Genomic DNA, 25,744 nt, shown 5'->3' on the forward strand with positions numbered 1-25,744 from the left:
GCCGCTCACAGACGCGGTGCGGGGATCTGCTCAAGCATCTGCTTGAGGACCTGCTCCACCGACAGGCCTTCGATGTCCAGTTCCGGGGCCACCCGGACCCGGTGCCGTAGCACAGCCATGGCGCAGCCCTTGATGTCATCCGGGATCACAAACTCGCCACCGCGTAACAGTGCCCGGGCCCGCGCCCCGCGCACCAGGGCAATGGAGGCACGCGGTCCGGCGCCGAGGGTCAGGCCTGGCCAGCTCCGGGTGGCCCGCGCCAGGCGCACGGCATAGTCGAGCACCTGGTCGTCCAGAGGCAGGTCGCTGGCGATGCGCTGCAGGGCCAGTACGTCCTTGGCCTGGAGCACGGTGCGCAGGGGCTGCACGTCGAGCATGTCGGCGCGAGTCGAGCGCGCCACCTGACGAACCATGTTCAATTCTTCCTCGGCTTCCGGGTAGTCCATGCGCAACTTGAGCATGAAACGGTCCAGCTCGGCCTCCGGCAGCGGGTAGGTGCCCTCTTGCTCGATGGGGTTCTGCGTGGCCAGCACCATGAACGGCTGGGCAATCGGCAGGGCTCGGCCTTCGAGGGTCACTTGGCGTTCCTGCATGGCTTCCAGCAGGGCGGCCTGGGTTTTGGCCGGTGCGCGGTTGATCTCGTCCGCCAGCAACAGGTTGGTGAACAGCGGGCCCTTGCGCAGTTTGAACTGCTCGGTCTGCAGGTCGTACACCGCGTGCCCGGTGACGTCGCTGGGCATCAGGTCCGGGGTGAACTGGATGCGCGCGAATTCACCGCCGAAGCACCGGGCCAGGGCTCTTACCAGCAGGGTCTTGCCCAGGCCAGGAACCCCTTCGAGCAACACATGGCCGCCGGCGATCAATGCTGTCAGTACATCGTCGATCACGGTGTCCTGACCGATCACCACCTTTTGCAGCTCCAGGCGCAGCGCCTGGGCCAGTTGGCTGGCCCTTTGCCGCTGTTGCGCCGCATGGGCTTTTGCCTGTGCCTGTACCTGCGCTTCAGTCGGCTCGCTAGGCTCAGTTGGCTCGGTTCGTTCAGTCGGTTCGGTAGGCTCTGAGGACGCTAAGGGCTCAAGGGGTTCGACGGGTTGTTCGCTCATAGGGCATTCCTGAGAGTTTGCAGGTGGGCGACCTGGTGGCTGAAGTCAACGGCGCTAAGGCGCTTTTCGGACAAGGGTTGCAAGGCGTGTTCAACGGCGCTGACGGGCTGTTGGCTGAGCAGGGCGAGCACCTCGTATTGGGCGCGCTCGTCCAACTGTTCGAAACCTGGATGACGGCGTCGCGCCCGGCGTCGGATATCCACATGCAAAGCGTGCAGCAGCGGAGCATGGCCACCATGACGCAGCACGAAGTTGGCGCTGGCCCGCAGGTGCTCAAGCAATTGGCGTCGGGCCTTGGCGGGGGGCGCCTGCAGCGGACCCTGGCGGGCCCCCGAATGCCATAACCAGAGGCCGACCAGCAGGGCGAGGGCTACCAGAGCCTGGGGAAAGTTGCGCCAGAGCAGTTGCCCAAGATTTGGGTGATCGGTGTTGAACAGCAGCGTCACCGCGGTGTCGGCGTTCAGGTACCACAACAGCCAGGCGTTGTCGTACAAGCCAATGTTCGGAGTTTTCCAGATATCGGCGTCGGTCAGGACGGTGACCGAGCCCTTGCCGTAGTCCAGCTGGATCATGTGAGTGGCCATGCCACTGTTGGCCCAGGATTGCGCAAGGTGCTCCGGGTCATCCAAGTGAAAGTCGGTGTCGAAGCCGATGTAGGCGGGCGCTTGTTCGCCTTCCAGATAGACCTTGGTCAGCTTCGGATAGGCATCGTCGGCTTGCTGTTCTGGCGGCTCCTCGAGGTCCTCGCTCAATCGTTGATGGATCTGTACGCGGTCCAGCAGTAGGTCGCCGCTGTGCTGGGTGTCCGCATCCCACAGGGCTTCGGCGACAAACACCAGGTGACCACCGGCACGGGCCCAGTCCAGTACTTGATCGACCTGATGCGGGCTCATGTTCGATCGTTCAGCGAGCATCAACAGGCTGTTGCCGGCGGGCTCCAAGGTGGCCAGCACTTCCAGGCCGTTGGTGTGCTCTACCTGGAGGCCGCGTTGGCGCAGATACATTTCGGCGGCCAAGTAGGGATTGGCCTGGGCCTCCGGCGAGGGGCCATGATCGACCTGTTCCTGATACGGCGTGGCCTGACGGTACAGGTAGTAACCGGTTGCACCGAGCACCAGGGCCAGCAGCAGCGCCAGGGTCCCCCACAGATAGCGCTTCATGATTGTGCTCCGGGGCCAAACAGCTCGCGCCAGCCATCACACAACTGCGATTGCAACTCGATGTCGGGTACTTGATGTCCGTAGGCCATGTTCTGCCAATGCAGGGTCAGGTTGCGGCTGAAGGCTTCCAGTTGCGGTTGTTGCAGGTGCTTGATCCGTTGCAGTACCTGGCCTTCGGTATCGGCCGCGCTGAGGGGTAGATTGAAGTCTTCCAGCAAGCGGCTGAGCAGCGCCCGGTAGAGCAGCCCCAGGGCTTCCCGAGGCTGGCGGGACCACAACTCTGCGGCGCGGGCAGCGACATCGGCGGGCAGGGTCTGGCTGCCGACTTCCAGGCCGAACAGTTGCTGGGGCATGGCCGCTGGGCGTTTTTTGCGCGGCAGTGAACGGCGACTGACGAAGGCCCGTGACCACTCGCGGTAATGCCAGATCAGCCAGCCCAGCGCCCCCAGCAGCAAGCCCCAGAGGAGGATTTCCAGGCCAGTGGCGAGGCTGGAAAAACTGTTTTTGTCGAGGCCTTCCAGCACGCTCTTGAGCTGTTCAGGCGACGTGCTCTTTGCGTCTTTGTCCTTTGTTTGTTCATCGCCGAAGCGATAGCGGGTAACCGACTCCTGATTCTTGAACGGTGGTTTGTCCAGGATGCCCTGGATGCTTTCTTTCGAAGCCTTGCTGGTCAGGGGTTGCAGCAACAGACGCGGTGCTTCGGGGCCGGCCACGGAACTGCTGGGGGCCGCGGCCCAGAGCGACGGGCTGGGAGCGAGCAGCAGGCCCACGCTCAGCAGCAGTACCGCAATGCCAGCCAGTCGTTGGCGCAGGCGACGAAAGACCAGCTCGATGTCCCAGGCTTCCAGCTCGGTGCGACGGTTGAGGTAGAGACTGAATCCGCAGGCGACGTAGATCGGCTCCCAGATCACCAGGACCAGGGCGTAGAACGCGTTGGTCAGGTGCTCCAGCCACAGCCAGTCGTGCTGGGCGGCAATGATCAAGCTCTGCCAGTTCCAGTCCAGCTCGATCTGTTGCGGCAGCAGCAGGTAGAACAGCAGCATCAGGCCGATCCACAGGGCGCCTTCCAGGTGCATGCCAATCAGCGTCAGCCAGCGTGCGGCGCCGGCATTGCGCTGCAACAGCACTGCCAGGCGCTGTTGCCGGGCATCGCCGCTCAAACCTTCCAGTTGCATCACCGGCAGGATGAAGCTGCGGCTCATGCTGAAACGACGCCAGGTCAGGCTCGCCAGCAACTGCGGTTTGAGCAGGCGCGGCCATTGTCGCAGGGCCTGCTTGAGGCTGGGTGTCTCGCCGAACAGGGCCTTGGACAGAATGAACAGCGGCAGGGGCTCAAAGGCTGGCTTGAGCCACCAGAACAGCAACACCGCCAGCGACGGCGATTCCCATAACAACAGGCTCAGCAGGGCGAAGACCGGCAGGCTGACAATCGCCCAGCTGGTCATCAGCAAGCGCCGGTGGCGCTGGCTCAGCAGCACCCCCAGGTCCATGGCTTCCCAGGCGTTGCGTGGGCGGATCACCACACTGGCGTCACTCAGGCGCATGGGATTTACGTCCGGCTAAGGTCAGGTAGGCCAGCACCAGGCCCCAGAGGGCGGCGCCGACGCTGTATTTGATCCACGCCGCGGGCCAGGTCATGGAGGACCAGTAGGCCTCGATAAAGGCGGCGATCAGCAGGAATACGATCACGCCGTAGATCAACTGCACACTGATGCGTGCGGCTTGCAACAAGGCTTCGCCTCGGGTCAGGCGGCCAGGAGCAATCAGTGCCCAGCCCAGTTTCAGGCCGGCCGCGCCGGACAGGGCAATGGCACTCAGTTCAAAGGCACCGTGGCCGATGACGAAGGGCCAGAAGGTTTGGCCGAAGCCGATTTGGGTCAGGTGCCCGGCGATAGCGCCAATCATCAAACCGTTGAAAAACAGGAAGAACACGCTGCCCAGGCCAAACAGTAGGCCGCTGGCAAAGGTCTGAAAGGCGATGCCGATGTTATGCATGATGTAGTAGCCGAACATCGCCCAGTCTTCGCTGGAGGCGCGTTCGGCGGCGCGTCCCAGGTGCCCGGCACTGGGGTCATACATGCCTTGCATTTCTGCCACCTGCTGCGGGCTTACCAGGCTGTAGATCAAATCGGGAAACAGGTACACCAACAGCCCGATGCCCAGCAGGCTACCAAAAAACAGCAGGTTGGCGACCAGCACCAGACGCCATTCCTGGCGCACCAAACGAGGAAACCCGGCCAGCAGGAAACTCAGAACATGGCCGCTGATGGCGCTGCGCTGGCGATACAGCTGCTGATGACCGCGCAATGCCAGTTGTTGCAGTGGATCGATCAAATAGCTGCTGTAGCCACGTTCCTGGGCCAGGGCCAAGTGTTGGCACAGGCGGCGATAGTCCTGGACAAAGGTCTGGCAATCGGCCGTTTTCGCCACGCCGCGCTCAAGTTGGTCGAGCAACTGCTCGAAGAGCTGCCACTGTGCCTGGTGGCGGCTTTCAAAAAGGCGTTGTTTCATGTGGCTCCCAGAAAACCACGGGCGATGCCATTGAGTTCGGCGGCGGCCTGGGCGGTGGGTACGTGCAGTGGTTGCGCGAGAATGGCTGCCAGCTCTTGAGTACGCTCGGCCGACAGTTGACCTTGGCGCTCAGCGAAACCGAGGATCGCCCGCTGTTCATGCAGGCTCAGGGGAAAAGGCGCTACGCGGGGCTCGGCGCTGGGCAGCTCTGGCCGTTTGCCGGGCTGCTCGCGGTAAATCACCAGTGTCCCGGCCGCGAGGTCGCCGAGGCGCTTGAAGGTGGGGTGCTGCAGGCAACTGATGGCGCCGAGGAAGTAGCCGAAGGGCAGCATGTCGACGAAACGCAGCAGGTTGCGGGTCAGGGATGCGCTCCAGCCAATCGGCGTGCCATCGTCTTGCACCACCCGCAGCCCCATCAGTTGCTTGCCGGGGGAGCGGCCCTGGTTCAAGACCTCGAACAGCACCATGTACCACCAGCTGATCAGAAACAGCAGGATCGAACCAAGACCGATGCCGATTTTGCCGAAAAAGCCGAGGACGATGAGCAGCAGGCCCATGACCAGCCCGCGGATACCCAGATCGAGGGTGAAAGCCAGGGTGCGGACCAGCAACCCTGCAGGTCGCAGAGGCAGATCGATACCCTCGGGGGTTTCGACCTGATACCGCGTATCCAGTGGCGAGTGCAGCGATGCATTCCTTGGCGTTGCTGTGGTCTCAAGCATGGGCAACTTGTCGGCTGGCCTGGTGGAGAAAAAAACCAGCGCCGATGCTAGCAGTGTCTGGGGGGCTAACGACATCATTAACTGCGAATTAGCCCTGTTCTTGCACCCGTTGCGGCCACGAGCGGCTGGCCCTGGTGATGCTTGAGCGCCTAGACTGCGGCGGTCTTTCAGTTCAGGAACAGGCCGTGACTTCCCTCTTTTGGTACGACTACGAAACCACCGGCATCAATCCGCGCTGTGATCGTCCGTTGCAAGTGGCCGGTATTCGCACCGACCTGGCGCTCAATGAAATCGACGCGCCGGTCAACCTCTACTGCCAGCCCAGCGACGATATCCTGCCCCATCCCGTCGCGTGCATGATCACCGGCATCACCCCGAGCCGCCTGGCCGCGCAAGCTTTGAGCGAGGCGGACTTCATGACTCGGGTCCACGCGCAACTGGCGCGTCCCGGAACCTGTGGCGCTGGCTACAACACCCTACGTTTTGACGATGAGATGACTCGCTACAGCCTGTATCGCAACTTCTTCGACCCTTATGCCCGGGAGTGGCAGGGCGGCAACAGTCGCTGGGATCTGATTGATGTGGTGCGTACTGCTTATGCGCTGCGTCCCGAGGGCATCGTCTGGCCTGAGGAGCAGGGGCAGGTGACCCTGAAGTTGGAGCGCCTGACCGCGGCCAACGGGATTGATCATGGCCAGGCGCACGACGCCTTGTCCGATGTGCGGGCGACCATTGCCCTGGCACGGCTGATTCGCGACCGGCAGCCCAAGCTCTATGACTGGCTGTTCCAACTGCGCAGCAAGCAACGGGTGATGGATCAGATCCGTTTGCTGCAACCCTTGGTGCACATTTCCGGACGCTTCTCCGCAGCGCGACATTACGTTGGGGTGGTCCTGCCGCTGGCCTGGCATCCGCGCAACCGCAATGCGCTGATTGTCTGTGATCTGCACATGGACCCTCAGGGTCTGCTGGACCTGGACGCCGAGACGCTGCGTCAGCGTTTATATACCCGCCGCGAAGAGCTGGCCGCTGGCGAGTTGCCGGTGCCGCTGAAACTCATCCACATCAATCGCTGCCCGGTAGTGGCGCCCTTGAGTGTCTTGCGTGACGCTGATCAACAGCGACTGCAGTTGGACATGGCGCTGTATCAGCGTCGTGCTTTGCTGTTGACTCAGGCTCAAGAAGTTTGGCGGGATAAACTTTCTCTGGTTTATGGCCCCGATGAATTCGCGGCCAGTGAAGACCCGGAGCAACAGTTGTACGACGGCTTTATTGGCGATCGTGACCGGCGTTTGTGTGAGCAAGTGCGTTCGGCGGATCCGCAGCACTTGGCGCAGGAACAATGGCCCTTCGATGATGGGCGCTTGCCGGAACTACTTTTCCGCTACCGTGCCCGTAACTTTGCAGAAACATTGAATAAAGCCGAGCAAGAGCGTTGGCAAGAATTCTGTCGGCAGCGTTTGCTAGATCCCCAGTTCGGGGCGCCCAATACCCTGGAAAGTTTCCAGCAGGGCCTTGAACAATCCTTGGTAAGTGCTGACCCTATGCAACGTAAGGTCTTGGAGGAGTGGCAGGAATATGTTCGTGCCTTAGCCCAGCGTCTGGCTCTTTGAGAGGCTGTCCAAGGCCCTGAACGCGTCTGCGGGGGACAAAAAAACGCCAGCAAGCTGGCGTTTTCTATATAGGCTGAAAAAGCCTGGGCACACGCCGTAAGGCTTAGCCCAGCAGGGTTGCCCAGCCTTCAACGACGTCGCCGCCCCACTTGGCTTTCCACTCTTTCAGAGTTTTGTGGTTGCCGCCTTTGGTTTCGATCACTTCACCGTTGTGCGGGTTTTTGTACTGTTTAACTTTACGTGCGCGCTTGGTGCCAGTGGTTTTTACAGCCGCGCGAGGTGCTTTAACTTTCGAATCCGGATCCAGCAGAGCGATGATGTCGCGCAGGGACTTGGAGTACTCGCCCATCAGGCTGCGCAGTTTGCCTTCGAACTCCAGTTCGGTTTTCAGTTTGTCGTCTTGGGACAGGTTCTTCAAACGTGCTTGCAGTTCTTTGATGGCTTCTTCTGTAGCACGGTATTCGTTGATCAGGGACATGAGGACTACCTTATTGGGCGCTGAGTGGCAGGGTGACAATGTCGCAATAATAGTCACGGAGTTTGTGCAAGTAAACAAAATACCGCCGCTTTATTCGCCCCTCTTAGTGTGTTTAGACGTAAAAGCCATTTCGCAATTTAATAGCCGAACGCAGTCGGTTGCGATATCCACAAATTAGTTATGCGCTATTTGCAAGTCTCTGCGTTGCTGCTGTGAGTGCCATTCGATAAGCAGGAGCAAGGCGCTGTTGCCACTCTAATCAGGAGCTGTGGCGCAATGAATACTGCAGTTTTGCTGCGTAATGGCTAGAATGGCGACCTTTGCGAAGTTCTGGAGTTTTCCCCTCATGCGCACCTTTCGGTTGGTGATTTCTTGCCCTGACCGCGTTGGCATCGTTGCCAAAGTCAGTAACTTTCTGGCCTCCCATAACGGTTGGATCACCGAAGCGAGCCACCACTCGGACAACCTCAGTGGCTGGTTCTTCATGCGCCACGAGATTCGTGCCGATTCCCTGCCTTTTGGCCTGGAGGCCTTCCGTGAGGCCTTCGCGCCGATCGCCGAAGAGTTCTCGATGGACTGGCGGATTACCGACACTGCCGAGAAAAAGCGCGTGGTGCTGATGGCCAGCCGGGAATCCCATTGTCTGGCCGACTTGCTGCACCGCTGGCACAGCGATGAGTTGGACTGTGAGATCGCCTGTGTGATTTCCAACCACGATGACCTGCGCAGCATGGTCGAGTGGCATGGCATTCCTTATTACCATGTGCCGGTCAATCCTCAGGACAAGGAGCCGGCGTTCGCCGAGGTTTCGCGTCTGGTCAAACAGCACGCTGCCGAGGTGGTGGTGCTGGCCCGCTACATGCAGATTCTGCCGCCGGAACTGTGCAGCGAATATGCCCACAAGGTGATCAACATCCACCACAGCTTCCTGCCGTCCTTCGTGGGGGCCAAGCCGTATCACCAGGCTTCCTTGCGTGGGGTGAAACTCATTGGCGCCACCTGCCACTACGTCACCGAAGAGCTGGATGCCGGTCCGATCATCGAACAGGACGTGGTGCGGGTCAGCCACAGCGACAGCATTGAGGACATGGTGCGTTTCGGTCGCGATGTGGAGAAGATGGTGCTGGCTCGCGGCCTGCGTTATCACTTGGAAGACCGTGTGCTGGTACACGGCAACAAGACCGTGGTGTTCTGATTGAAAAAAACAGGAGCGGGCGCTATGTCCCGGTCCTGGTTCTTCGCCTCATGAGGTCAGTGCAATGACCGATCCTCTGGATAAAGCCACCTCCCAGGCACCGGCTACCCTCGGCGAAGGGTGCCTGAGCCGTTACGACCCTGACGAGCTTGATGCGAACGACGGTACCGAGTTTCCCGGTGCCGTCCAGTTGTGGGAGCAGTTGCAGCGCGAACCCCCGCCGCCATCGCGGTGAGGGTTTGGCCTTGGGGCCAGCTCGGCTGTTCCTTTAGATTCTGAAACTGCCTACCAGGTGCTTCAAACGCGCCGCTTGCTGCTCCAGGTCGGAACAGGCTCGCAGGGTCGCCTGCAGGTTTTCCACGCCTTCCTGATTCAGCGTATTGATCTCGGTGATGTCCATGTTGATGGACTCCACCACGGAGGTCTGCTCTTCAGTGGCGGTGGCCACGGACTGGTTCATGCCGTCGATTTCCCCAATGCGCTGAGTCACGCTGTTCAGGCGCTCCCCTGCTTGGTTGGCGATTTCCACGCTGTCCTGACTGTGGCGCTGACTGTTGCTCATGGTGGTCACCGACTCGCGGGCGCCCACTTGCAGCTCCTCGATCATGCCCTGCACCTGCTGCGCGGACTCCTGGGTGCGGTGCGCCAGATTGCGCACTTCGTCGGCGACCACGGCAAATCCGCGTCCGGCTTCACCGGCCCGGGCGGCTTCGATGGCAGCGTTGAGCGCCAGCAGGTTGGTTTGCTGGGAAATGCTGGTGATGACTTCGAGAATCTGCCCGATGTTCACAGTCTTGCTGTTGAGGGTCTCGATGTTGCTGCTGGAAGTGCTGATCATGTCCGATAGCTGGTTCATCGCCTGGATGCTGCGGTCCACCACTTGTTGGCCGTCTTCGGCCAGGTTGCGGGCATCGCTAGCCTGCTGTGAGGCTTGAGCGGCGTTGCGGGCGATCTCCTGAGCCGCGGCCCCCAGTTGGTTGATGGCGGCGGCGACACTGTTGGTGCGGCTGGCCTGCTCGTCGGAGTTGAGCATTGACGAGTTGGATGCGCTGACCACGCGCAGGGCGACTTCGTTGACGTGCTCGGTGGCAGACGAGACTTCGCGGATCGAGCCATGAATGCGTTCGACAAAGCGGTTGAAGGCACTGCCGAGGATGCCGAATTCGTCTTGAGTGTGGATGTCCAGGCGTCGGGTCAGGTCGCCTTCGCCGTCCGCGATGTCTTGCATGGCACGGGTCATCACGTGCAGGGGCTGCATCAGCAGGCGGATAAGCAGGCCCAGCAGGGCAATGGTCAGAGCCACGGCGGTCAGGGTGGCGATGATGGCCGAGGTGCGAAATTGGCTGAGCATCGCGAAGGCTTTGTCCTTGTCCACCGACAGGCCGATGTACCAGTTCACGGATGACAGACCCTTGATGGGCGTGAACGTGACGATACGTGGCTTACCGTCAACGCTGATCTCGCTGAGGTCTCTGCTGATGCGCGGGGTGTCCTGAGGGTAGATGTCCTTGAGGTTTTTCATCACCAGGTTTTTGTCCGGGTGTACCAGGATCTTGCCGTCGGCGCTGACCAGAAAGGCGTAGCCCATTCCGTCGAAATCCAGGGCGTTGATACTGTCGGCAATCACTTGCAGGCTGAGGTCGCCGCCCACTACGCCGATTCGCCGCCCGGCCTTGAGCACGCTGTCGACGATGGAGATCACCAGTTCCCCGGACGCCAGGTCAATGTAGGGTTCGGTCAGGGCTGATCCGTTGCTGCTTTCGGCGCTCTTGTACCAAGGGCGCGCGCGCGGGTCGTAGCCGTCTGGCATCTTGCTGTCCGGGCGGATGATGAAGCTGCCATCCTGACTGCCTAGGTAGGCGCCCATGAAGGTCGAGCTCACTGCCTTCTGTTCCAGCAGGTTGCTGACATTGGCCGGCTCGGGGTTGAGGGCCACCGATTGCGAGAGGTTCTCGATCAGCAGCGCGCGACCGGTGAGCCAGGTCTGAATATTTTTTGCCGTGACGTCGCCCATTTCCTGAAGGTAGTTGTCTAGATCTTCACGAATGGCATTGCGTTGCAGGTAATCGTTGTAGAGCGTGAATAGTGCGAAGGCAGCTATGACGATCAGCGAGGCGGCAAGCAGGATCTTGTGGCTGAAGCGCAGATTTTTGTTCATGGCTTGGGGTGTCCGCTAAGGTCTTTGAGTCCAGGGCATTGGGTTGCAGGGTGCGCAAAATAAGCAGTGTTATAAATAAGCTGATATCTCCATCTATCCCAAAGGAATTACCTGACCTTTATTTCAGATACTTCTGATCCATCATTTCTTCATATCGACCGTGCAAGGCCAAAGATTAACCAGAGGTGACAAAATGTCTAACGCATCGCAGCTCGTAATCGGCGCCGACCCAGGCGGTCAACCGATCACCCAGGCCATGCGCCTGGCCAATCGTCATGGTCTGGTAGCAGGTGCCACGGGCACAGGCAAGACCGTGACTTTGCAGCGTCTGGCGGAAGCCTTCAGTGACGCCGGGGTGGCGGTGTTCGCTGCGGATATCAAAGGCGACCTGTGTGGGCTGGGGGCCGCCGGCAATCCTCAAGGCAAGGTCGCTGAACGCATCGCGGGCATGCCCTGGCTCGAACACAGGCCTCAGGCGTATCCGGTAACGCTGTGGGATATCCATGGGCAATCCGGCCATCCTTTGCGCACCACCTTGAGCGAAATGGGCCCGCTGCTACTGGGCAGTCTGCTGGAACTGACCGACAGTCAGCAGTCGGCGTTATATGCAGCATTCAAGGTAGCGGATCGTGAGGGTTTGCTGCTGCTGGACCTGAAGGACCTCAAGGCGTTGCTCAATCATCTCAAGGACAATCCGCAATTGCTGGGCGATGACGCCGCGCTGATGACTACAGGTTCGAGTCAGGCGCTGTTGCGACGCCTGGCCACTCTGGAGCAGCAGGGCGCGCAGGCGCTGTTCGGTGAGCCCGCGTTGCAGCTTGAGGACATCCTGCAACCGGCCGCTGACGGTCGCGGGCGGATTCATCTATTGGACGCCAGTCGCTTGGTGCACGAAGCGCCGAAGGTCTATGCGACCTTCCTCTTGTGGTTGCTGGCTGAGTTGTTCGAGCAGTTGCCGGAGCGCGGCGATGCGGAAAAGCCACTGTTGGCGCTGTTTTTCGATGAGGCGCACCTGTTGTTTTCCGGCACCCCCAAGGCCCTGCAGGAACGCTTGGAGCAGGTGGTGCGCTTGATTCGTTCCAAGGGTGTGGGGGTGTATTTCGTGACCCAATCGCCAGGTGATCTGCCAGACGATGTACTGGCGCAGTTGGGTTTGCGCATTCAGCACGGTTTGCGAGCGTTTACCGCCAAGGAACAAAAATCATTGCGTGCCGTGGCAGATGGCTTTCGTCCCAATCCGGCCTTTGATGCTTTGTCAGTGCTCACCGAACTGGGTATTGGCGAGGCTTTGGTGGGCACCCTGCAAGACAAGGGGACGCCAGAGAGGGTTCAGCGGGTGCTGGTGGCGCCGCCGCAATCACGGATCGGGCCGCTCACTGAAGCTGAGCGCAAGGCGCTGATCGCCCAATCGCCACTACTGGGGCGCTATGACAAACCTATTGATCGTGAGTCGGCCTATGAAGTGCTGATGAGCCGCAAAGAGCTGGCGCCGCCGACCCAAACCACAGCTGGCAAAGCGGTGGCCGAAGAACCAAGCCTGGCTGACCGGGCCGGCGAGTTCCTCGGCACGGCGGCCGGGCAGGCGCTGAAATCGGCCATGCGCCAGGCAGCCAATCAACTGGGGCGGCAATTGGTCCGCGGTTTGATGGGGTCGTTGTTGGGCGGGAGTAAGCGCCGCTAAAGCGGTAGCGCCGGAGTCAGCCCCGTGATTTGGCGTGGCTGGCCAGGCGTTCCAGGGCGGCACGCAGGTTGGGATCGGTGATGCCGTCGGCGGTGGCCTGGATGGTTTCGGCGGCGCTGCTGGAGAGGTCCATGGTGTGTCCCGTCGCGCCTTGTTGAACGGTGGGCGGCTGAACCTTGAACAGGATGCGGGTGAGGTTGCTGAATTCGTTGAATTCCAGCAACTGGCGCTGCAGGCGCTTTTGCTGATAGCGCAGGCGCGTGGCCCAGTGGCCGTCGGTGACGACCAGTAACAAGCTGCCCTCGCGCCAGGAGGCAACGTGGCAGTGTTCGCGGGCGGCCGGCTGCAACTGGCTCTCCAGCAAGCGTTGCAAATGCGCTAGGCGTTGAGCATGGCCGAGTATGGCTTTTAGAGGCTTGGCTTCGCGAAGAAGAACGGCGGGAGCACGTGCCGTAAGGGGGCGAAAGGCCATGATCAGAAACCTGAAGTTACAGAGCCGCCATGTTAGCAGAAAGTGCCCGTTACACTGGGATCATTGCTTTTTCGTACGTTGACTACTGTGTGACGTTTTGCTGATCGCTATCATTAACTTCTGTAGTGAATGGGGTTGAAGTTCAGCCAAAAGCCCTTATTTTAAGTAAGCCCCGTCACAGCGCTGTGCCAGCATCGTGGAATAACGCCACTTTCCTCACCATCGTTTCCGGGTAGAATGCTCGTTCGCATGCGGCCATGAGGGCTGCTCGGGCGACTCACGGGGCCGCCCTCCAACCCTATGTGTGGAAGATCCTGCCGATATGTTTGCGCCTTTGTTAAAGAAACTTTTTGGAAGCAAGAACGAGCGTGAAGTCAAACGCATGCTCAAGACGGTACAAATCGTCAATGCCTTCGAAGAGCAAATGGTGGCCCTTTCGGACGATCAATTGCGTGCCAAGACCGCCGAGTTCAAGGCCCGTATCGCCAAGGGTGAAACCCTCGACAAACTGCTTCCCGAAGCCTTCGCGGTCGCCCGTGAAGCCGGTAAGCGCGTCATGGGTATGCGTCACTTTGATGTGCAGTTGATCGGTGGCATGACCTTGCATGAAGGCAAGATCGCCGAGATGCGTACCGGTGAAGGCAAGACACTGGTGGCAACCCTGGGCGTCTACCTCAACGCACTGTCCGGCAAGGGCGTGCACGTAGTGACGGTGAACGACTACCTGGCTCGCCGTGACGCCAACTGGATGCGTCCGCTGTACGAATTCCTCGGCCTGACTGTTGGCGTGGTCACGCCGTTCCAGCCGCCTGAAGAAAAGCGCGCCGCCTACGCCGCCGACATCACCTACGGCACCAACAACGAATTCGGTTTCGACTACCTGCGCGACAACATGGCTTTCAGCATGGAAGAGAAATTCCAGCGTGAGCTCAATTTTGCCGTGATCGACGAAGTCGACTCGATTCTCATCGACGAAGCCCGTACCCCGTTGATCATTTCCGGTCAGGCTGAAGACAGTTCGCGCCTGTACACCGAAATCAACAAACTGATTCCAAGCCTTGAGCAGCACATCGAGGAAGTGGAAGGTCAGGTCACCAAGGCCGGCCACTACACCGTTGATGAGAAGACCCGTCAGGTCGAGCTCAACGAAGCCGGCCACCAGTTCATTGAAGAGATGCTGACTCGGGTTGGTTTGCTGGCTGAGGGCGAAAGCCTGTACTCGGCCCATAACCTGGGCCTGTTGACCCACGTCTATGCCGGCCTGCGTGCCCATAAGCTGTTCAATCGCAACGTCGAATACATCGTCCAGGATGGCCAAGTGGTCCTGGTGGATGAGCATACTGGCCGTACCATGCCAGGTCGTCGCCTATCCGAAGGCCTGCACCAGGCCATCGAAGCCAAGGAAAACCTCAACATCCAGGCCGAGAGTCAGACACTGGCCTCGACGACCTTCCAGAACTACTTCCGTCTCTACACCAAGCTGTCCGGCATGACCGGCACCGCTGACACCGAAGCCTTCGAGTTCCATCAGATCTATGGTCTGCAGGTGATGGTGATTCCGCCGAACAAGCCGCTGGCTCGTAAGGACTACAACGATCTGGTGTTCCTGACTGCGGACGAGAAATACGCCGCAATCATTAACGACATCAAGGAGTGCATGGCCCAGGGCCGTCCTGTGTTAGTGGGTACCGCCACCATCGAAACTTCCGAGCACATGTCCAACCTGCTCAACAAGGAAGGCATCGAACACAAGGTTCTGAACGCCAAGTTCCACGAAAAAGAGGCAGAAATCATTGCCCAGGCGGGTCGTCCAGGCGCCCTGACCATCGCCACCAACATGGCCGGTCGTGGTACCGACATCCTCTTGGGCGGTAACTGGGAAGTGGAAGTTGCCTCCCTGGAGAACCCGACTCCGGAGCAGATCGCTCAAATCAAGGCTGACTGGCAGAAGCGTCACCAGCAGGTGCTGGAGTCCGGCGGCTTGCAGGTGATCGCTTCCGAGCGTCATGAGTCGCGGCGTATCGACAACCAGTTGCGTGGTCGTGCCGGTCGCCAGGGTGACGCCGGCTCCAGCCGTTTCTACCTGTCTCTGGAAGACAGCCTGATGCGCATCTTTGCCTCTGATCGGGTGAAGAACTTCATGAAGGCCCTGGGCATGCAGTCCGGTGAAGCGATCGAGCACCGCATGGTGACCAACGCTATCGAGAAGGCCCAGCGCAAGGTCGAAGGCCGTAACTTCGATATCCGTAAACAATTGCTGGAGTTCGACGACGTCAACAACGAGCAGCGTAAGGTGATCTATCACATGCGTAACACGTTGCTGGCTGCCGACAACATTGGCGAAACCATTGCCGATTTCCGTCAAGACGTGCTCAACGCCACCATCAGCGCTCATATTCCGCCGCAATCGCTGCCGGAGCAGTGGGATGTCGCTGGCCTGGAAGAAGCAATCCAGAGCGGCTTTGGTGTGAGCCTGCCGATCCAGCAATGGCTCGATGAAGACGATCACCTGTACGAAGAAACCCTGCGCGAGAAACTGCTCAACGAGCTGATCGCGGCGTACAACGAGAAAGAAGACCAGGCCGGCGCCGAAGCCTTGCGCAGCTTCGAGAAGCAGATCGTTCTGCGGGTTCTGGATGACCTGTGGAAGGACCACCTGTCGACCATGGACCACCTGCGTCACGGTATTCACCTGCGTGGTTATGCGCAGAAGAATCCAAAGCAGGAGTACAAGCGCGAGTCCTTCACCCTGTTTTCCGAATTGCTGGATTCCATCAAGCGCGATTCGATCCGTGTGCTGTCTCACGTTCAGGTCCGTCGAGAAGATCCGGTCGAGGAAGAGGCACGTCTGCGTCAAGAAGCCGAGGCGTTGGCCCAGCGTATGCAGTTTGAACATGCTGAAGCCCCAGGCTTGGACCAACCGCAAGCCTTGGAAGAGGGCGCTGATGCCGACGTGGCGGTGGCCTCCGCTCCAGTGCGCAACGAGCAGAAGTTGGGCCGCAACGAACTGTGCTACTGCGGTTCGGGCAAGAAGTACAAACACTGTCACGGCCAGATCAACTAAGATCCCCGCCAGACACTGAAACACCCGCGCCGTGACGGCATCAGCCGTCGCGGCGTTTTTCCATTTGCGACACCGTCTTTTGTGACGACGGTGCAGACACCTGATAAGAGGAGCGCATTCATGGCTGTTGGTCTTGGTCCTTTGCCAACGTTGCACCCGGTTGCCGGTTTCGAACTCGGTATCGCTTCGGCGGGTATTAAACGCCTGGGGCGCAAGGATGTGGTGGTCATGCGCTGCGCTGAAGGCTCCAGCGTTGCCGGGGTGTTTACCCTGAATGCGTTCTGCGCCGCGCCGGTGATCCTGGCCAAGCAACGCGTGCAAGGTACGGTGCGCTATCTGCTGACCAACACCGGTAACGCCAATGCTGGCACCGGCGAGCCGGGTCTGGCTGCGGCTAGCCGTACCTGTGCCAAGTTGGCGGAGTTGGCCGGGGTTGAGGCCAGTTCGGTGTTGCCGTATTCCACCGGGGTCATTGGCGAGCCACTGCCGGTCGAAAAAATCGAAGGCGCCTTGCAAGCGGCGCTGGATGATCTGTCCGAGGACAACTGGGCTGAAGCCGCCACTGGGATCATGACCACCGACACTCTGCCCAAAGGGGCCAGTCGTCAGTTCCAGCATGAGGGTGTAACCATCACCGTGACCGGCATCAGCAAGGGGGCGGGGATGATCCGTCCGAACATGGCGACCATGCTCGGCTACATTGCCACGGACGCCAAAGTCTCCCGCGAGGTGCTGCAGCATCTGCTCCTGGACGGCGCCAATAAGTCGTTCAATCGCATTACCATCGACGGCGATACCTCGACCAACGATTGCTGCATGCTGATCGCTACCGGTCAGGCCAACCTGCCGGAGATCACCGAAGCCACTGGGCCGCTGTTTGCCGCCTTGAAGCAGGCGGTGTTTGACGTCTGCATGGAAGTTGCCCAAGCCATCGTCCGCGACGGTGAGGGGGCGACCAAATTCGTCACGGTGCAAGTCAACGGCGGCGGCACCCATCAGGAGTGCCTGGATGTGGGGTACACCGTGGCTCATTCGCCGCTGATCAAGACCGCATTGTTCGCCTCGGATCCAAACTGGGGGCGCATTCTGGCTGCGGTAGGTCGCGCCGGCGTGCCGGACCTGGATGTCAGCAAAATCGATGTGTTCCTTGGCGACGTCTGTATCGCCAGCCGCGGTGCGCGGGCTGCAAGTTATACCGAAGCCCAAGGCGCGGCGGTCATGCAGCAGGAAGAGATCACTATCCGTATTGAACTGGGCCGTGGTGCGTGCAGTGAAACCCTCTGGACCACTGACCTGTCTCACGAATACGTCAAGATCAACGCGGAATACCGTACTTAAGCGCACGTCCGCAAGCCTGCTTCAGAGCCTTTTGGGAGCCGGCTTGCTGGTGAAACAGTGGTCTTAAATGGCCGGCCCGACCTGGTCCGGCCGAACACTCGATCAGAGGAAGCAGTGCGGTGAAACGAGTACATGTGGCTGCGGCCGTTATCCGTGATGGCAACGGCAAGATCCTGATTGCCCGGCGTGCCGATACTCAGCATCAAGGCGGTCTATGGGAGTTTCCCGGAGGCAAGGTCGAGGCTGGAGAGGCGGTACACGCTGCGCTGGCCCGTGAGCTGCAGGAAGAGCTGGGGATTGCTGTGACGGCGGCGCGGCCGCTGATCAAGGTGCAGCACGACTACCCGGATAAACAGGTGTTGCTGGATGTCTGGGAAGTCTGTGCCTTCAGCGGTGAACCCCACGGCGCCGAAGGGCAACCGCTGGCTTGGGTTAGCCCTCGCGAACTGGCGGACTATGAATTCCCGGCAGCCAATCAGCCGATTGTCGCGGCGGCGCGTTTGCCAGCCCATTACTTGATTACCCCAGAGGGCCTGGAAACTCCGACCTTGTTGCGTGGCATGCAAAAGGCGATTGCCCAGGGCAGCAAATTGATTCAGTTGCGAGCCCCCGGTGGCTACGATCCGCAGTACCGCGATCTGGCGGTGGACGCTACGGGCCTGTGTGCCGGCAAGGCGCAATTGATGCTCAAGGGACCGTTTGAATGGTTGGGCGATTTTCCGTCAGCGGGCTGGCACATTACTGCGGCGCAGTTGCGGAAATACGCCAGTGCCGGTCGGCCATTTGGCAAGGATCGCTGGTTGGCAGCCTCTTGCCACAGCGCCGAGGAGCTATCCCTGGCGCAGCAGATGGACGTGGACTTCGTGACCTTGTCACCGGTGCAGCCGACCCAGACTCATCCCGATGCGCAGCCTCTGGGGTGGGAGCAGGCCACGCAGTTGATCAGCGGCTTCAATAAGCCGGTGTATCTGCTGGGGGGCGTAGGTCCGGCGGAGTGTCAGCAAGCCTGGGATGTCGGCGCGCAGGGTGTGGCTGGAATCCGCGCCCTCTGGCCGCAAGACTAAAGGTCGTCAGGCGCCGGTGGTTCAGCAAGGCTTGAGGGCCTTAGGGCTGGCAAGCCGGCGCTCGATGCTTAGGGTTTGGCGGCGGCTTGCCAGAGGATCTCGGCTATCCTCTGGCGTTTGGCAATCAGGCGCGCGGCGACAAACAGCAGGTCTGACAGGCGGTTGATGTAGGCCAGTCCGACACCTTGTAACGGTTCGACAGCATTGAGGCGTTGGCAGCGGCGTTCCGCACCACGTGCCAGGCTGCGGCAGATGTGGGCTTGGGCGATCAGTGTCGAACCACCGGGCAGAATGAAATTCTCCAGTGGGCCCAATTCTTCGTTCCAGCTATCAATGGCCGCTTCCAGGCGTTCGACTTCGGCCTTGTTGAGGGCCTGATACGCCGGCATCGCCAATTCTCCTCCGAGATCGAACAAGCGGTGCTGACAAGGCGCGAGCACCTCGATCACTTCCTTGAGTCCAGGACAGGCCTCGCTTTGTTCGGCCAAGCCGGCCAGTAGTAGCCCCAGTTGGCTGTTCAGGGTGTCGACTTCGCCGATGGCCTCTACCCGTGGGTGATCCTTGGCGACTCGACGGCCGTCTCCCAGTCCGGTTTCGCCTTTGTCGCCAGTGCGCGTGTAGATCTTCGACAAGCGAAAGCCCATGTTTAGTTCTCCAATGGTAGAGGTTCTTGAACCTGGGGCTGGCTGCTGGCCAGGGGCAGGCGCAAGGTGATGCAGGTGCCTTGGCCCCGGGTTGATTGCACTTCCATCTGCCCTTTGTGGTTGTTGGTGATGATGAAGTACGACACCGACAAGCCGAGTCCGGTGCCTTGGCCGATCTCCTTGGTGGTGAAGAATGGCTCGAAGGTGCGCTTGCGCACGTTCTCGCTCATGCCGATGCCATTGTCTTCTACCTGGATTTCCGCCCAGGGGGGATTCAGCCTGGTACGCAGGATGATCCGCCCCGGTTCGCTGTCATCTGTACGCTGGTGGATGGCTTGGGCGGCGTTCTTCAGCAGGTTGAGCAGCACCTGCTCCAGTTCGTTGGCGGTGCCTGGAACCGGGCCGAGATTCGGGTCGAACTGGCGGATGATGGCCTGGCCCTTGAAGTCGAAACCTATGGCCAGATCGAAGTCGTTGCTGGCGATCTCCACCGCCTGGTCGATCAGCGCCGGCAGATCGCACGGCGCCATTTGCCGATTGCTACGGCGGCTGAAACTGAGCATGTGGGTAACGATCTTCGCCGCCCGCGCGCCGGCTTGTTGAATGCCATCCAGCAACTGCGGCACTTCGCGGCTTTCCAGGTAGCGATTGACGGTGTGTAACTCGACGCCGATCTGTTGGGCGGTCTCAAGGTTTTTTGCCAGTTCGGGAGACAACCTCCGACGAATGTTCTGCACGTTGTGCAGGATCGCGCCCAAAGGGTTGTTGATCTCGTGGGCCATGCCGGCGGCGAGTCCGCCCACGGAGAGCATCTTTTCCGACTGCACCATCATTTCTTCCAGGGACAGGCGCTGGGTAATGTCGTCGATCCGGATCACCACACCGCGCCCAGCGCCCCCCATCAACGGGTAGAACGTCAGGGCGTAGTGCTTGGGTTCTTCATCCTTGAACCAGGTGACCCGCTCGACCTTGGTCACGGTGTGCTGTTCGACGGTTTCCTTGAGTTGTGCCAGGAACGGCTTGAGCGGTTCGAAGGCGAGGAAGATCGGTTGGTTCAGGGCTTCGTCGAGGCGGGTGCCGGACAGGGCGCTGGCCTCCTGGTTCCACTGGGTCACATACAGCTGTTCGTCCAAGGCGATCAGTGCCGAGGGCATGGAGTCGATGATACTGTTGAGGTAGTTCTGAAAGCCGGTGAGTTTCTTTTCGATCTTGCTGCGCACCTGGACTTCCAGCTCCAGCTTGCGGTTGGTGTGGCGGGTTTCTTCGGCTAATCCCTGAGCCTGGTCATAGGCTGCCTGTGAGTCGTCACGTGCGCGCTTGAGCTGCTGTTCTCGGGCCTCAATGCGCGACAGCATGGTGTTGAAGGCTTCCGCCAGGCTGCCGATTTCATCGTGGTTGCCCCGAGCCGCACGCAGGGCGTAGTTCTCTTCGCGGGTGACCTGGCGTGACAGTTCTTCAAGGCGGTGAATCGGTTGGGTGATCAGGCGCTTGATCTGCCGCGCGATGACTAGCCATAACAGTACGCTGAAAATCAGGATGCCCAGGCTCGCCGTGAGCGTGCCGGTGTAGAACGCCATCGGCAGTTCGCTGGTAGCCACCAGCAGCAAGTGCCCGGGTGCCTGTCCCGGTCGGGGCAGGGGGATCACTTGGTTGCTGCGAAACTCTGTCATTTGCCAGGCTTCGATGTGCCGGTAGCGCTCGGGCAGCGTGAGGTGATCACCGTGCTGCAACTGGGCCAGGCGCATGCCTTTGCCATCGTAGATGGCTGCTGCCCGTAGCGGGGAGTAGCTGTCGAGTTCGTTGAGCAGCTTTTGCGCATCGTCGGTGGAGTCCAGGGCCTTGATCGCCAGTGTCGGATTGGACATCAGTCGGCCAATGGTCTGCAGGGCCTGCGGCGCCATGCTTTCCTGGGAGATCCAGTAGGCAGCGCTGATGAAAGTCAGGTTGGCCACCAGCAGTACGGTGGTCAGCAGGACAAGCAGGGCGGCCAGGAGCTTTTGGCCCACCGGCAGATTTTCGAGGCGCTGGCGCAATGGCATCGGTTGTATCGCTGGGAATGAGCAAGTGGGCAGCGTAGCTGCTGCTCAGTCACTGGGCAATCCGCGCAGACGCAGCTGGCTCACCAAGCGTTGTTGCAGCTGCTGCAAGTGCGGCAGTTGCAAGCGGTGTCGAGCGGCTGCCTGGCAGGCATAACCGAGCAGGTAGCTGATTTCCGTCCGCCGCTGGTTGCTCACGTCCTGGTACATCGAGGAGTAGTTGGCGGCCGTGGCCTGAATCACACGTTCGACTTCTTGTTGCAGGTTCTGCGCTGCTGCGGGTTGTCCGCAGCATTGCAGGAGCTCGCTCAACTCGGCGCATAAGGTGGCGACTTCACAATGGTGTTGCTGCAAGCCGCCATTGCGACAGTCATGCAGCACGGTCAGCGGATTGATCGCGCAGTTGAGCGCCAGTTTGCGCCAGAGCCGAGTGAGGATCTGGGTGCTCCACTCGTGGGGAATGCCGCTGGCGCTCAACTCATCGAGCCAGAGCGGCGGGGTCGGATGCCCGGTGTCGCCCAGCCAGGTGTAGCCATGGCCGGCGAAGACCACGCGCCAGTCACCGTCTCGAAATGCGCCTTCGGTGCTGGAGGCAGCGATACAGCGTGCCTGGGGCACGCTGGCGGCTACGGCGTCTTGGCTGCCCAGGCCGTTTTGTAACAGGATCAGTTCAGCGCCTGGGGCAAGGCGCTGGGCGATGCCGGCCACGGCGGCTTCGGCGTCGTACGCCTTGCAGGCCAGCAGCAGACGGCTGATGGGGGAGGTGTTGTCGCACGTTTCACCGAGGATCGCATGCAGGCTGCTTTGCCCCTGTTCCACCAGAGTCAGGCCGCCAGCGCTCTGATACGCCTGCAAACGGGCTCGATCGCGCAGGATCAGCCGTACCGGCAAGCCGGCGCGGGCCAGGCGAGTCGCCCATAGGGTGCCGAGGCTGCCGGCGCCGAGAACATGCCAGGGAGTGGACATCAGGTTATCGCTCTGTTTGGCAGGCCCTTGGAGGGCACGCGGTGAAGGAAGGGAAAGACCCGTTATAATGAGCGCGGATTTTAACCGCAAGCCGGGCGTGTTCGATGTCTTGAACAGCGCCCCTTTTTATTTGGAGAGATTACATGCCGTCGTTTGACGTGGTATCCGAACTGGACAAGCACGAAGTCACCAATGCGGTGGAGAACGCCGTCAAGGAGCTGGACCGTCGCTACGACTTGAAGGGCAAGGGCAGCTTCGAGTTCAAAGACAAGGATCTGACCGTCAACCTGACCGCTGAAGCCGAATTCCAGTTGGAGGCGATGATCGAGATCCTCAAGCTGGCCCTGGTCAAGCGCAAGATCGACGTGCAGTGCCTGGAAGTCAAAGAGGCCTACGCCTCGGGCAAGGTGATGAAGCAGGAAGCCGTACTCAAGGAAGGTATCGACAAGGAGCTGGCGAAGAAAATCGTCGCTCATATCAAAGATGCCAAGTTGAAGGTGCAAGCGGCTATTCAAGGCGAGCAGGTGCGGGTGACCGGCAAGAAGCGCGACGACCTGCAAGAGGCTATCGCCGCCCTGCGAGCCAAGGAATTCGGCATGCCTCTGCAGTTCAATAACTTCCGCGACTGATCCCGTCTCCGGGAACCTCTAGAGCTTTTTGGCGTCCGAGGCCGGAGTCATGGCAGAAACGATTGAGCCGTCGGGGACTTGGTCGTTCTGCCTGTCAGTCACCCATGCCGTCACCCCTGGAATCTGGAGAAATAGATGGATTTGAGCGCTGAAGTAGACAACCTCGTTCGGGCTTCCCAAGCCTGGATTCCAATGATCATGGAATACGGCAGCCGGGTGCTGCTGGCAGTCATTACGCTGGCTGTCGGCTGGTGGCTGATCAACAAACTGACTCGCAAAGTCGGCCAGTTGCTGGCACTGCGTAATGCGGACCTGGCGCTGCAAGGGTTTATCAGCAGCCTGGCCAACATCATTCTCAAGGTGCTGCTGGTCGTCAGTGTGGCTTCGATGATTGGTGTCGAAACCACCTCCTTTGTGGCTGCGATCGGTGCTGCTGGCCTGGCCATCGGCCTGGCGCTGCAAGGCAGTCTGGCGAACTTCGCCGGCGGGGTGCTGATTCTGTTATTCCGCCCGTTCCGTATCGGTGACTGGATCGAAGCCCAGGGCATCAGCGGTACGGTCGACAGCATTCAGATCTTTCATACCGTTGTGCGCACCGGGGACAACAAGACCGTGATCGTGCCCAACGGCAATCTGTCCAACGGCATCATCATCAACTACAACCGCCAGCCGACCCGCAAGGTGGTGTTCGATGTTGGCGTTGATTACGACGCGAACCTGCAGACCGCACGGGCGGTGCTTCTGGAGCTGGCTAAGGATGAACGTGTATTGACCGATCCTGCGCCGGTGGCTGTGGTGTCTACCTTGGGCGACAGCGCCATTACTCTTTCCCTGCGTGTCTGGGTCAAGACCGCGGACTATTGGGATGTGATGTTCCGCTTCAATGAATTGTCCCGTGATCGTTTGAAGGCAGCGGGAATTGACATCCCGTTTCCGCAGCGGGTGATTCGTGTGGTTCAGGACGCTGCTGCATAACACCTCAGGCCTATGACCTGACTGTTTGGTCAGCTGGTGTTGTTCAGACAAGGGGCTATCGGCCCCTTGTTTGTTTTAAGTCTCGATCATTGATACGCAGCAAGTTCTGTCCAGCAAGGCGGATACTTGTTCGAGCGTTCATTCTATTAGTTAGCTTGCTATTCTTCTGCGTCGGTCTTACGCGACATCGACGTATAAAAAAACCGCCGACCTGATACAGGTCGGCGGTTTTATTAGAGCTGCGCGTTAGCGCAATCAACAGAGCATTGAAATTACAAGATGCTCAGTGGGTACTCTACGATGATGCGAACGTCGTTGTTGTCCGAAGTGTAGTCACTGTTGTAAGCACCGTTTGCACGGTATACAGCGCTACGCAGGCGGAACGACAGGTCCTTGGCTGGACCTTCTTGCATCACGTATTTGGTTTCGAAGTTGAATTCGTTTTCCTTGCCTTCGGTGTTCGACGAAGTGGTGATGTTGTCACCCTTCACGTAACGGGCCATGAAGCTCAGGCCAGGAACACCCAGAGTCGCCATGTTCAGGTCGTAGCGAGCTTGCCAGGAGCGCTCGTCTTCGCCGATGAAGTCGGAGATCTGAATGGAGTTGGCAACGTAGATAGTGCCGTTACCGTCAACACCATACTGGTAGTTGCTGTTGCCGGTAGAGCGCTGGTGAGCAATGGTGAACTTGTTCGGGCCAATGCTGTAAGCAGCTGCGAGGCTCCACAGTTTGTTGTCCAGTTTACCGTACAGCTTTTTGCCGTCGTCTTTGGTGCGATAGCCATTGAAGTCGAAGTTCAGCGACTGATCATCGGCGATCGGGAAGGTGTAGTTCAGGTTGATGTACTGCTTCTTGAAGTAGTCATCGACCTTGGACATGGCCACGCCACCGACGAAGTTGTCAGTGAACTGGTAGGTCGCGCCAGCAAAATCAGCACCGGTCAGGCCTGGGTTTTTCAGACCAGTGTCGCTGTTACGGCCGTTGATGCTGTCTCTGTACTGACCGGTTTGCGAGCGCAGTGCGGTGAAGTGACCAGCATTGAGCTCCAGGCCTTTGATCTCGTTGCTGGTGATCAAGGTACCGGTAGCGACTTCAGGCAACAGACGGCTGTCATCGGTGGAGAATACTGGGCTGGCAACCATTTGGTCGCCGTACTTCAGTACGGTGTCGGAGATGCGGAACTTGACGGCACCACCTACAGCGGAAGAGTCTTTCTCAGGCTCGCCTCGGCTATTGTTGGCGGCCATACCGTTGCCCGAACGGCCAGCACCACCGTCCAGCTTGATCACGCCCATGGCAAAAGCATCGACACCGACACCTACAGTACCTTGGGTGAAGCCAGATTTGTACTGCAGCAGTTCGCTCAGACCGGTGTCTTGGCGATAGCCGCTTTTGAAGGTGCCATCACTACGCTTACGGTTACCTGCACCGTTTTTGAAGTCACGGTTCATGTACTCGAGACGGGTTTTTGCAGTCAGGGTGCTATCTTCGATAAAGCCCTTGGATTCGTCCTGAGAGGACGCGATTGCGAACTGCGAGGTGCCTGCTGATACAGCCAGGGCGATCATGCTCCACTTCATCACGCGCATCGTGATTTGCTCCTTTGGTTTTTAGAAGAGTACTGCCATCCCACTTTCTTTTTATCTGGGCGGCTCTTTCTTTTTGTGTCGGCGCAAACTTATATCACGCCGACAATGTTGGCGATACTTGCCTATCTATCCTTTCGGCTTCTTTACGAGCCTGTCGCAAATTGCTTGACCCATGTCGCAATTGAGCCGTCGCCTGCATTCAGATTGACAGCTAAAGCAGTGCTTTCAGAGCCACTGAAAGGAAGCAGTGAACCCCCTCCCATGTGAACACCCTGAAAACGCCGCGGGGCAACCCTGCCGCTATTATTATGAGTCTGCAAGGCCTTTCCACTGGTGGTGAAGCCTT

The 25,744-nt window shown here is 59.6% G+C and carries 21 protein-coding genes and 1 pseudogene; 9 read left to right on the forward strand and 13 right to left on the reverse strand.

Annotation, left to right across the window (positions count from 1 at the left end; genetic code table 11):
- Positions 1–5: 5 nt before the first annotated feature.
- From PLD_RS07430 to PLD_RS07450, 5 genes are read right to left on the reverse strand one after another with little or no spacing between them, the layout of a single operon-like run.
- Positions 6–1,103 carry a MoxR family ATPase gene (locus PLD_RS07430; protein ID WP_159891305.1) on the reverse strand — a complete coding sequence of 366 codons (1,098 nt, stop codon included), beginning with the start codon at positions 1,101–1,103 and terminating at the stop codon, positions 6–8.
- Positions 1,100–2,263, reverse strand: a complete 1,164-nt coding sequence (locus PLD_RS07435) for a DUF4350 domain-containing protein (protein WP_159891307.1) — start codon at positions 2,261–2,263, stop codon at positions 1,100–1,102. The genes PLD_RS07430 and PLD_RS07435 overlap by 4 nt, the downstream gene beginning before the upstream one ends.
- Positions 2,260–3,807 carry a DUF4129 domain-containing protein gene (locus tag PLD_RS07440; RefSeq protein ID WP_159891309.1) on the reverse strand — a complete coding sequence of 516 codons (1,548 nt, stop codon included), beginning with the start codon at positions 3,805–3,807 and terminating at the stop codon, positions 2,260–2,262. Before PLD_RS07440 ends, PLD_RS07435 begins: the two co-directional genes overlap by 4 nt.
- Complete coding sequence (locus tag PLD_RS07445; protein WP_159891311.1) at positions 3,794–4,774, reverse strand: stage II sporulation protein M; 981 nt, start codon at positions 4,772–4,774, stop codon at positions 3,794–3,796. The genes PLD_RS07440 and PLD_RS07445 overlap by 14 nt, the downstream gene beginning before the upstream one ends.
- On the reverse strand, positions 4,771–5,496 hold the full coding sequence (locus PLD_RS07450; protein ID WP_159891313.1) for an RDD family protein: 726 nt from the start codon (positions 5,494–5,496) through the stop codon (positions 4,771–4,773). The genes PLD_RS07445 and PLD_RS07450 overlap by 4 nt, the downstream gene beginning before the upstream one ends.
- A gap of 137 nt (positions 5,497–5,633) precedes the next feature.
- Here PLD_RS07450 and sbcB point away from each other — a divergent pair, with 137 nt between their 5' ends.
- On the forward strand, positions 5,634–7,109 hold the full coding sequence (gene sbcB, locus PLD_RS07455) for an exodeoxyribonuclease I (protein WP_371928952.1): 1,476 nt from the start codon (positions 5,634–5,636) through the stop codon (positions 7,107–7,109).
- A 103-nt stretch (positions 7,110–7,212) separates the two neighbouring features.
- Here sbcB and mvaT read toward each other — a convergent pair whose 3' ends face one another.
- The gene (gene mvaT / locus PLD_RS07460) at positions 7,213–7,587 is read right to left on the reverse strand and encodes a histone-like nucleoid-structuring protein MvaT (protein WP_102860539.1); all 375 of its coding nucleotides are present in this window, start codon (positions 7,585–7,587) and stop codon (positions 7,213–7,215) included.
- A 346-nt stretch (positions 7,588–7,933) separates the two neighbouring features.
- Between mvaT and purU the strand changes: the two genes are divergently transcribed.
- Entirely contained in the window at positions 7,934–8,782 is an 849-nt protein-coding gene (gene purU, locus PLD_RS07465; protein WP_159891317.1) for a formyltetrahydrofolate deformylase, read from the forward strand.
- A gap of 64 nt (positions 8,783–8,846) precedes the next feature.
- On the forward strand, positions 8,847–9,017 hold the full coding sequence (locus tag PLD_RS30420) for a hypothetical protein (protein WP_178116135.1): 171 nt from the start codon (positions 8,847–8,849) through the stop codon (positions 9,015–9,017).
- Between the two features lie 33 nt (positions 9,018–9,050).
- Here PLD_RS30420 and PLD_RS31035 read toward each other — a convergent pair whose 3' ends face one another.
- Both PLD_RS31035 and PLD_RS31040 read right to left on the reverse strand, forming a co-directional pair.
- Positions 9,051–9,815 (reverse strand): methyl-accepting chemotaxis protein, encoded by a 765-nt coding sequence (locus PLD_RS31035; RefSeq protein ID WP_371929001.1) that lies wholly within the window; start codon positions 9,813–9,815, stop codon positions 9,051–9,053.
- A gap of 93 nt (positions 9,816–9,908) precedes the next feature.
- A pseudogene (locus tag PLD_RS31040) lies at positions 9,909–10,940 on the reverse strand (cache domain-containing protein); the annotation flags it as partial.
- 193 nt (positions 10,941–11,133) lie between these two features.
- On the opposite strand from PLD_RS31040, the gene PLD_RS07475 reads away from it, so the two are divergent.
- Positions 11,134–12,621 carry a helicase HerA-like domain-containing protein gene (locus tag PLD_RS07475; protein WP_159891321.1) on the forward strand — a complete coding sequence of 496 codons (1,488 nt, stop codon included), beginning with the start codon at positions 11,134–11,136 and terminating at the stop codon, positions 12,619–12,621.
- A 16-nt stretch (positions 12,622–12,637) separates the two neighbouring features.
- On the opposite strand, the gene PLD_RS07480 is transcribed toward PLD_RS07475, so the two are convergent.
- Positions 12,638–13,093 (reverse strand): DUF721 domain-containing protein, encoded by a 456-nt coding sequence (locus PLD_RS07480; RefSeq protein WP_159891323.1) that lies wholly within the window; start codon positions 13,091–13,093, stop codon positions 12,638–12,640.
- Between the two features lie 322 nt (positions 13,094–13,415).
- Between PLD_RS07480 and secA the strand changes: the two genes are divergently transcribed.
- The 3 genes from secA (at position 13,416) to PLD_RS07495 (ending at position 18,559) form a co-directional block, all read left to right on the forward strand.
- A complete protein-coding gene (gene secA / locus PLD_RS07485) occupies positions 13,416–16,157 on the forward strand; it encodes a preprotein translocase subunit SecA (protein ID WP_159891325.1) in 2,742 nt (913 codons plus the stop codon).
- Positions 16,158–16,277: 120 nt separating this feature from the next.
- Complete coding sequence (argJ, locus tag PLD_RS07490) at positions 16,278–17,495, forward strand: bifunctional glutamate N-acetyltransferase/amino-acid acetyltransferase ArgJ (RefSeq protein ID WP_159891327.1); 1,218 nt, start codon at positions 16,278–16,280, stop codon at positions 17,493–17,495.
- A 119-nt stretch (positions 17,496–17,614) separates the two neighbouring features.
- Positions 17,615–18,559 carry a Nudix family hydrolase gene (locus PLD_RS07495; protein ID WP_159891329.1) on the forward strand — a complete coding sequence of 315 codons (945 nt, stop codon included), beginning with the start codon at positions 17,615–17,617 and terminating at the stop codon, positions 18,557–18,559.
- A 68-nt stretch (positions 18,560–18,627) separates the two neighbouring features.
- Here PLD_RS07495 and PLD_RS07500 read toward each other — a convergent pair whose 3' ends face one another.
- Genes PLD_RS07500 through PLD_RS07510 form a run of 3 tightly spaced genes read right to left on the reverse strand, consistent with a single transcriptional unit; the run spans position 18,628 to position 22,205 of the window.
- Positions 18,628–19,203, reverse strand: coding sequence for a cob(I)yrinic acid a,c-diamide adenosyltransferase (locus PLD_RS07500; protein WP_159891331.1), 576 nt, complete (start codon positions 19,201–19,203; stop codon positions 18,628–18,630).
- Between the two features lie 2 nt (positions 19,204–19,205).
- On the reverse strand, positions 19,206–21,242 hold the full coding sequence (locus tag PLD_RS07505) for an ATP-binding protein (RefSeq protein WP_159891333.1): 2,037 nt from the start codon (positions 21,240–21,242) through the stop codon (positions 19,206–19,208).
- 45 nt (positions 21,243–21,287) lie between these two features.
- Positions 21,288–22,205 (reverse strand): putative 2-dehydropantoate 2-reductase, encoded by a 918-nt coding sequence (locus PLD_RS07510; RefSeq protein ID WP_159891335.1) that lies wholly within the window; start codon positions 22,203–22,205, stop codon positions 21,288–21,290.
- 143 nt (positions 22,206–22,348) lie between these two features.
- Between PLD_RS07510 and PLD_RS07515 the strand changes: the two genes are divergently transcribed.
- Both PLD_RS07515 and PLD_RS07520 read left to right on the forward strand, forming a co-directional pair.
- Positions 22,349–22,834, forward strand: coding sequence for a YajQ family cyclic di-GMP-binding protein (locus PLD_RS07515; protein WP_159891337.1), 486 nt, complete (start codon positions 22,349–22,351; stop codon positions 22,832–22,834).
- Positions 22,835–22,969: 135 nt separating this feature from the next.
- The gene (locus PLD_RS07520) at positions 22,970–23,809 is read left to right on the forward strand and encodes a mechanosensitive ion channel family protein (protein WP_159891339.1); all 840 of its coding nucleotides are present in this window, start codon (positions 22,970–22,972) and stop codon (positions 23,807–23,809) included.
- A 272-nt stretch (positions 23,810–24,081) separates the two neighbouring features.
- Here PLD_RS07520 and PLD_RS07525 read toward each other — a convergent pair whose 3' ends face one another.
- A complete protein-coding gene (locus tag PLD_RS07525) occupies positions 24,082–25,398 on the reverse strand; it encodes an OprD family porin (RefSeq protein WP_159891341.1) in 1,317 nt (438 codons plus the stop codon).
- Positions 25,399–25,744 lie beyond the last annotated feature (346 nt).

Origin of the sequence: Pseudomonas sp. LD120, from assembly GCF_009861525.1 — a bacterium.
In the GTDB taxonomy this organism is placed as follows: domain Bacteria; phylum Pseudomonadota; class Gammaproteobacteria; order Pseudomonadales; family Pseudomonadaceae; genus Aquipseudomonas.

What these genes read in the sequence shown, in the direction of transcription:
- PLD_RS07430 (WP_159891305.1), bottom strand. Translation starts at nt 1,103, where the DNA reads ATGAGCGAACAACCCGTCGAACCCCTTGAGCCCTTAGCGTCCTCAGAG.
- PLD_RS07435 (WP_159891307.1), bottom strand. Translation starts at nt 2,263, where the DNA reads ATGAAGCGCTATCTGTGGGGGACCCTGGCGCTGCTGCTGGCCCTGGTG.
- PLD_RS07440 (WP_159891309.1), bottom strand. Translation starts at nt 3,807, where the DNA reads ATGCGCCTGAGTGACGCCAGTGTGGTGATCCGCCCACGCAACGCCTGG.
- PLD_RS07445 (WP_159891311.1), bottom strand. Translation starts at nt 4,774, where the DNA reads ATGAAACAACGCCTTTTTGAAAGCCGCCACCAGGCACAGTGGCAGCTC.
- PLD_RS07450 (WP_159891313.1), bottom strand. Translation starts at nt 5,496, where the DNA reads ATGCTTGAGACCACAGCAACGCCAAGGAATGCATCGCTGCACTCGCCA.
- sbcB (WP_371928952.1), top strand. Translation starts at nt 5,634, where the DNA reads ATGCTTGAGCGCCTAGACTGCGGCGGTCTTTCAGTTCAGGAACAGGCC.
- mvaT (WP_102860539.1), bottom strand. Translation starts at nt 7,587, where the DNA reads ATGTCCCTGATCAACGAATACCGTGCTACAGAAGAAGCCATCAAAGAA.
- purU (WP_159891317.1), top strand. Translation starts at nt 7,934, where the DNA reads ATGCGCACCTTTCGGTTGGTGATTTCTTGCCCTGACCGCGTTGGCATC.
- PLD_RS30420 (WP_178116135.1), top strand. Translation starts at nt 8,847, where the DNA reads ATGACCGATCCTCTGGATAAAGCCACCTCCCAGGCACCGGCTACCCTC.
- PLD_RS31035 (WP_371929001.1), bottom strand. Translation starts at nt 9,815, where the DNA reads ATGCTCAACTCCGACGAGCAGGCCAGCCGCACCAACAGTGTCGCCGCC.
- PLD_RS07475 (WP_159891321.1), top strand. Translation starts at nt 11,134, where the DNA reads ATGTCTAACGCATCGCAGCTCGTAATCGGCGCCGACCCAGGCGGTCAA.
- PLD_RS07480 (WP_159891323.1), bottom strand. Translation starts at nt 13,093, where the DNA reads ATGGCCTTTCGCCCCCTTACGGCACGTGCTCCCGCCGTTCTTCTTCGC.
- secA (WP_159891325.1), top strand. Translation starts at nt 13,416, where the DNA reads ATGTTTGCGCCTTTGTTAAAGAAACTTTTTGGAAGCAAGAACGAGCGT.
- argJ (WP_159891327.1), top strand. Translation starts at nt 16,278, where the DNA reads ATGGCTGTTGGTCTTGGTCCTTTGCCAACGTTGCACCCGGTTGCCGGT.
- PLD_RS07500 (WP_159891331.1), bottom strand. Translation starts at nt 19,203, where the DNA reads ATGGGCTTTCGCTTGTCGAAGATCTACACGCGCACTGGCGACAAAGGC.
- PLD_RS07505 (WP_159891333.1), bottom strand. Translation starts at nt 21,242, where the DNA reads ATGCCATTGCGCCAGCGCCTCGAAAATCTGCCGGTGGGCCAAAAGCTC.
- PLD_RS07510 (WP_159891335.1), bottom strand. Translation starts at nt 22,205, where the DNA reads ATGTCCACTCCCTGGCATGTTCTCGGCGCCGGCAGCCTCGGCACCCTA.
- PLD_RS07515 (WP_159891337.1), top strand. Translation starts at nt 22,349, where the DNA reads ATGCCGTCGTTTGACGTGGTATCCGAACTGGACAAGCACGAAGTCACC.
- PLD_RS07520 (WP_159891339.1), top strand. Translation starts at nt 22,970, where the DNA reads ATGGATTTGAGCGCTGAAGTAGACAACCTCGTTCGGGCTTCCCAAGCC.
- PLD_RS07525 (WP_159891341.1), bottom strand. Translation starts at nt 25,398, where the DNA reads ATGCGCGTGATGAAGTGGAGCATGATCGCCCTGGCTGTATCAGCAGGC.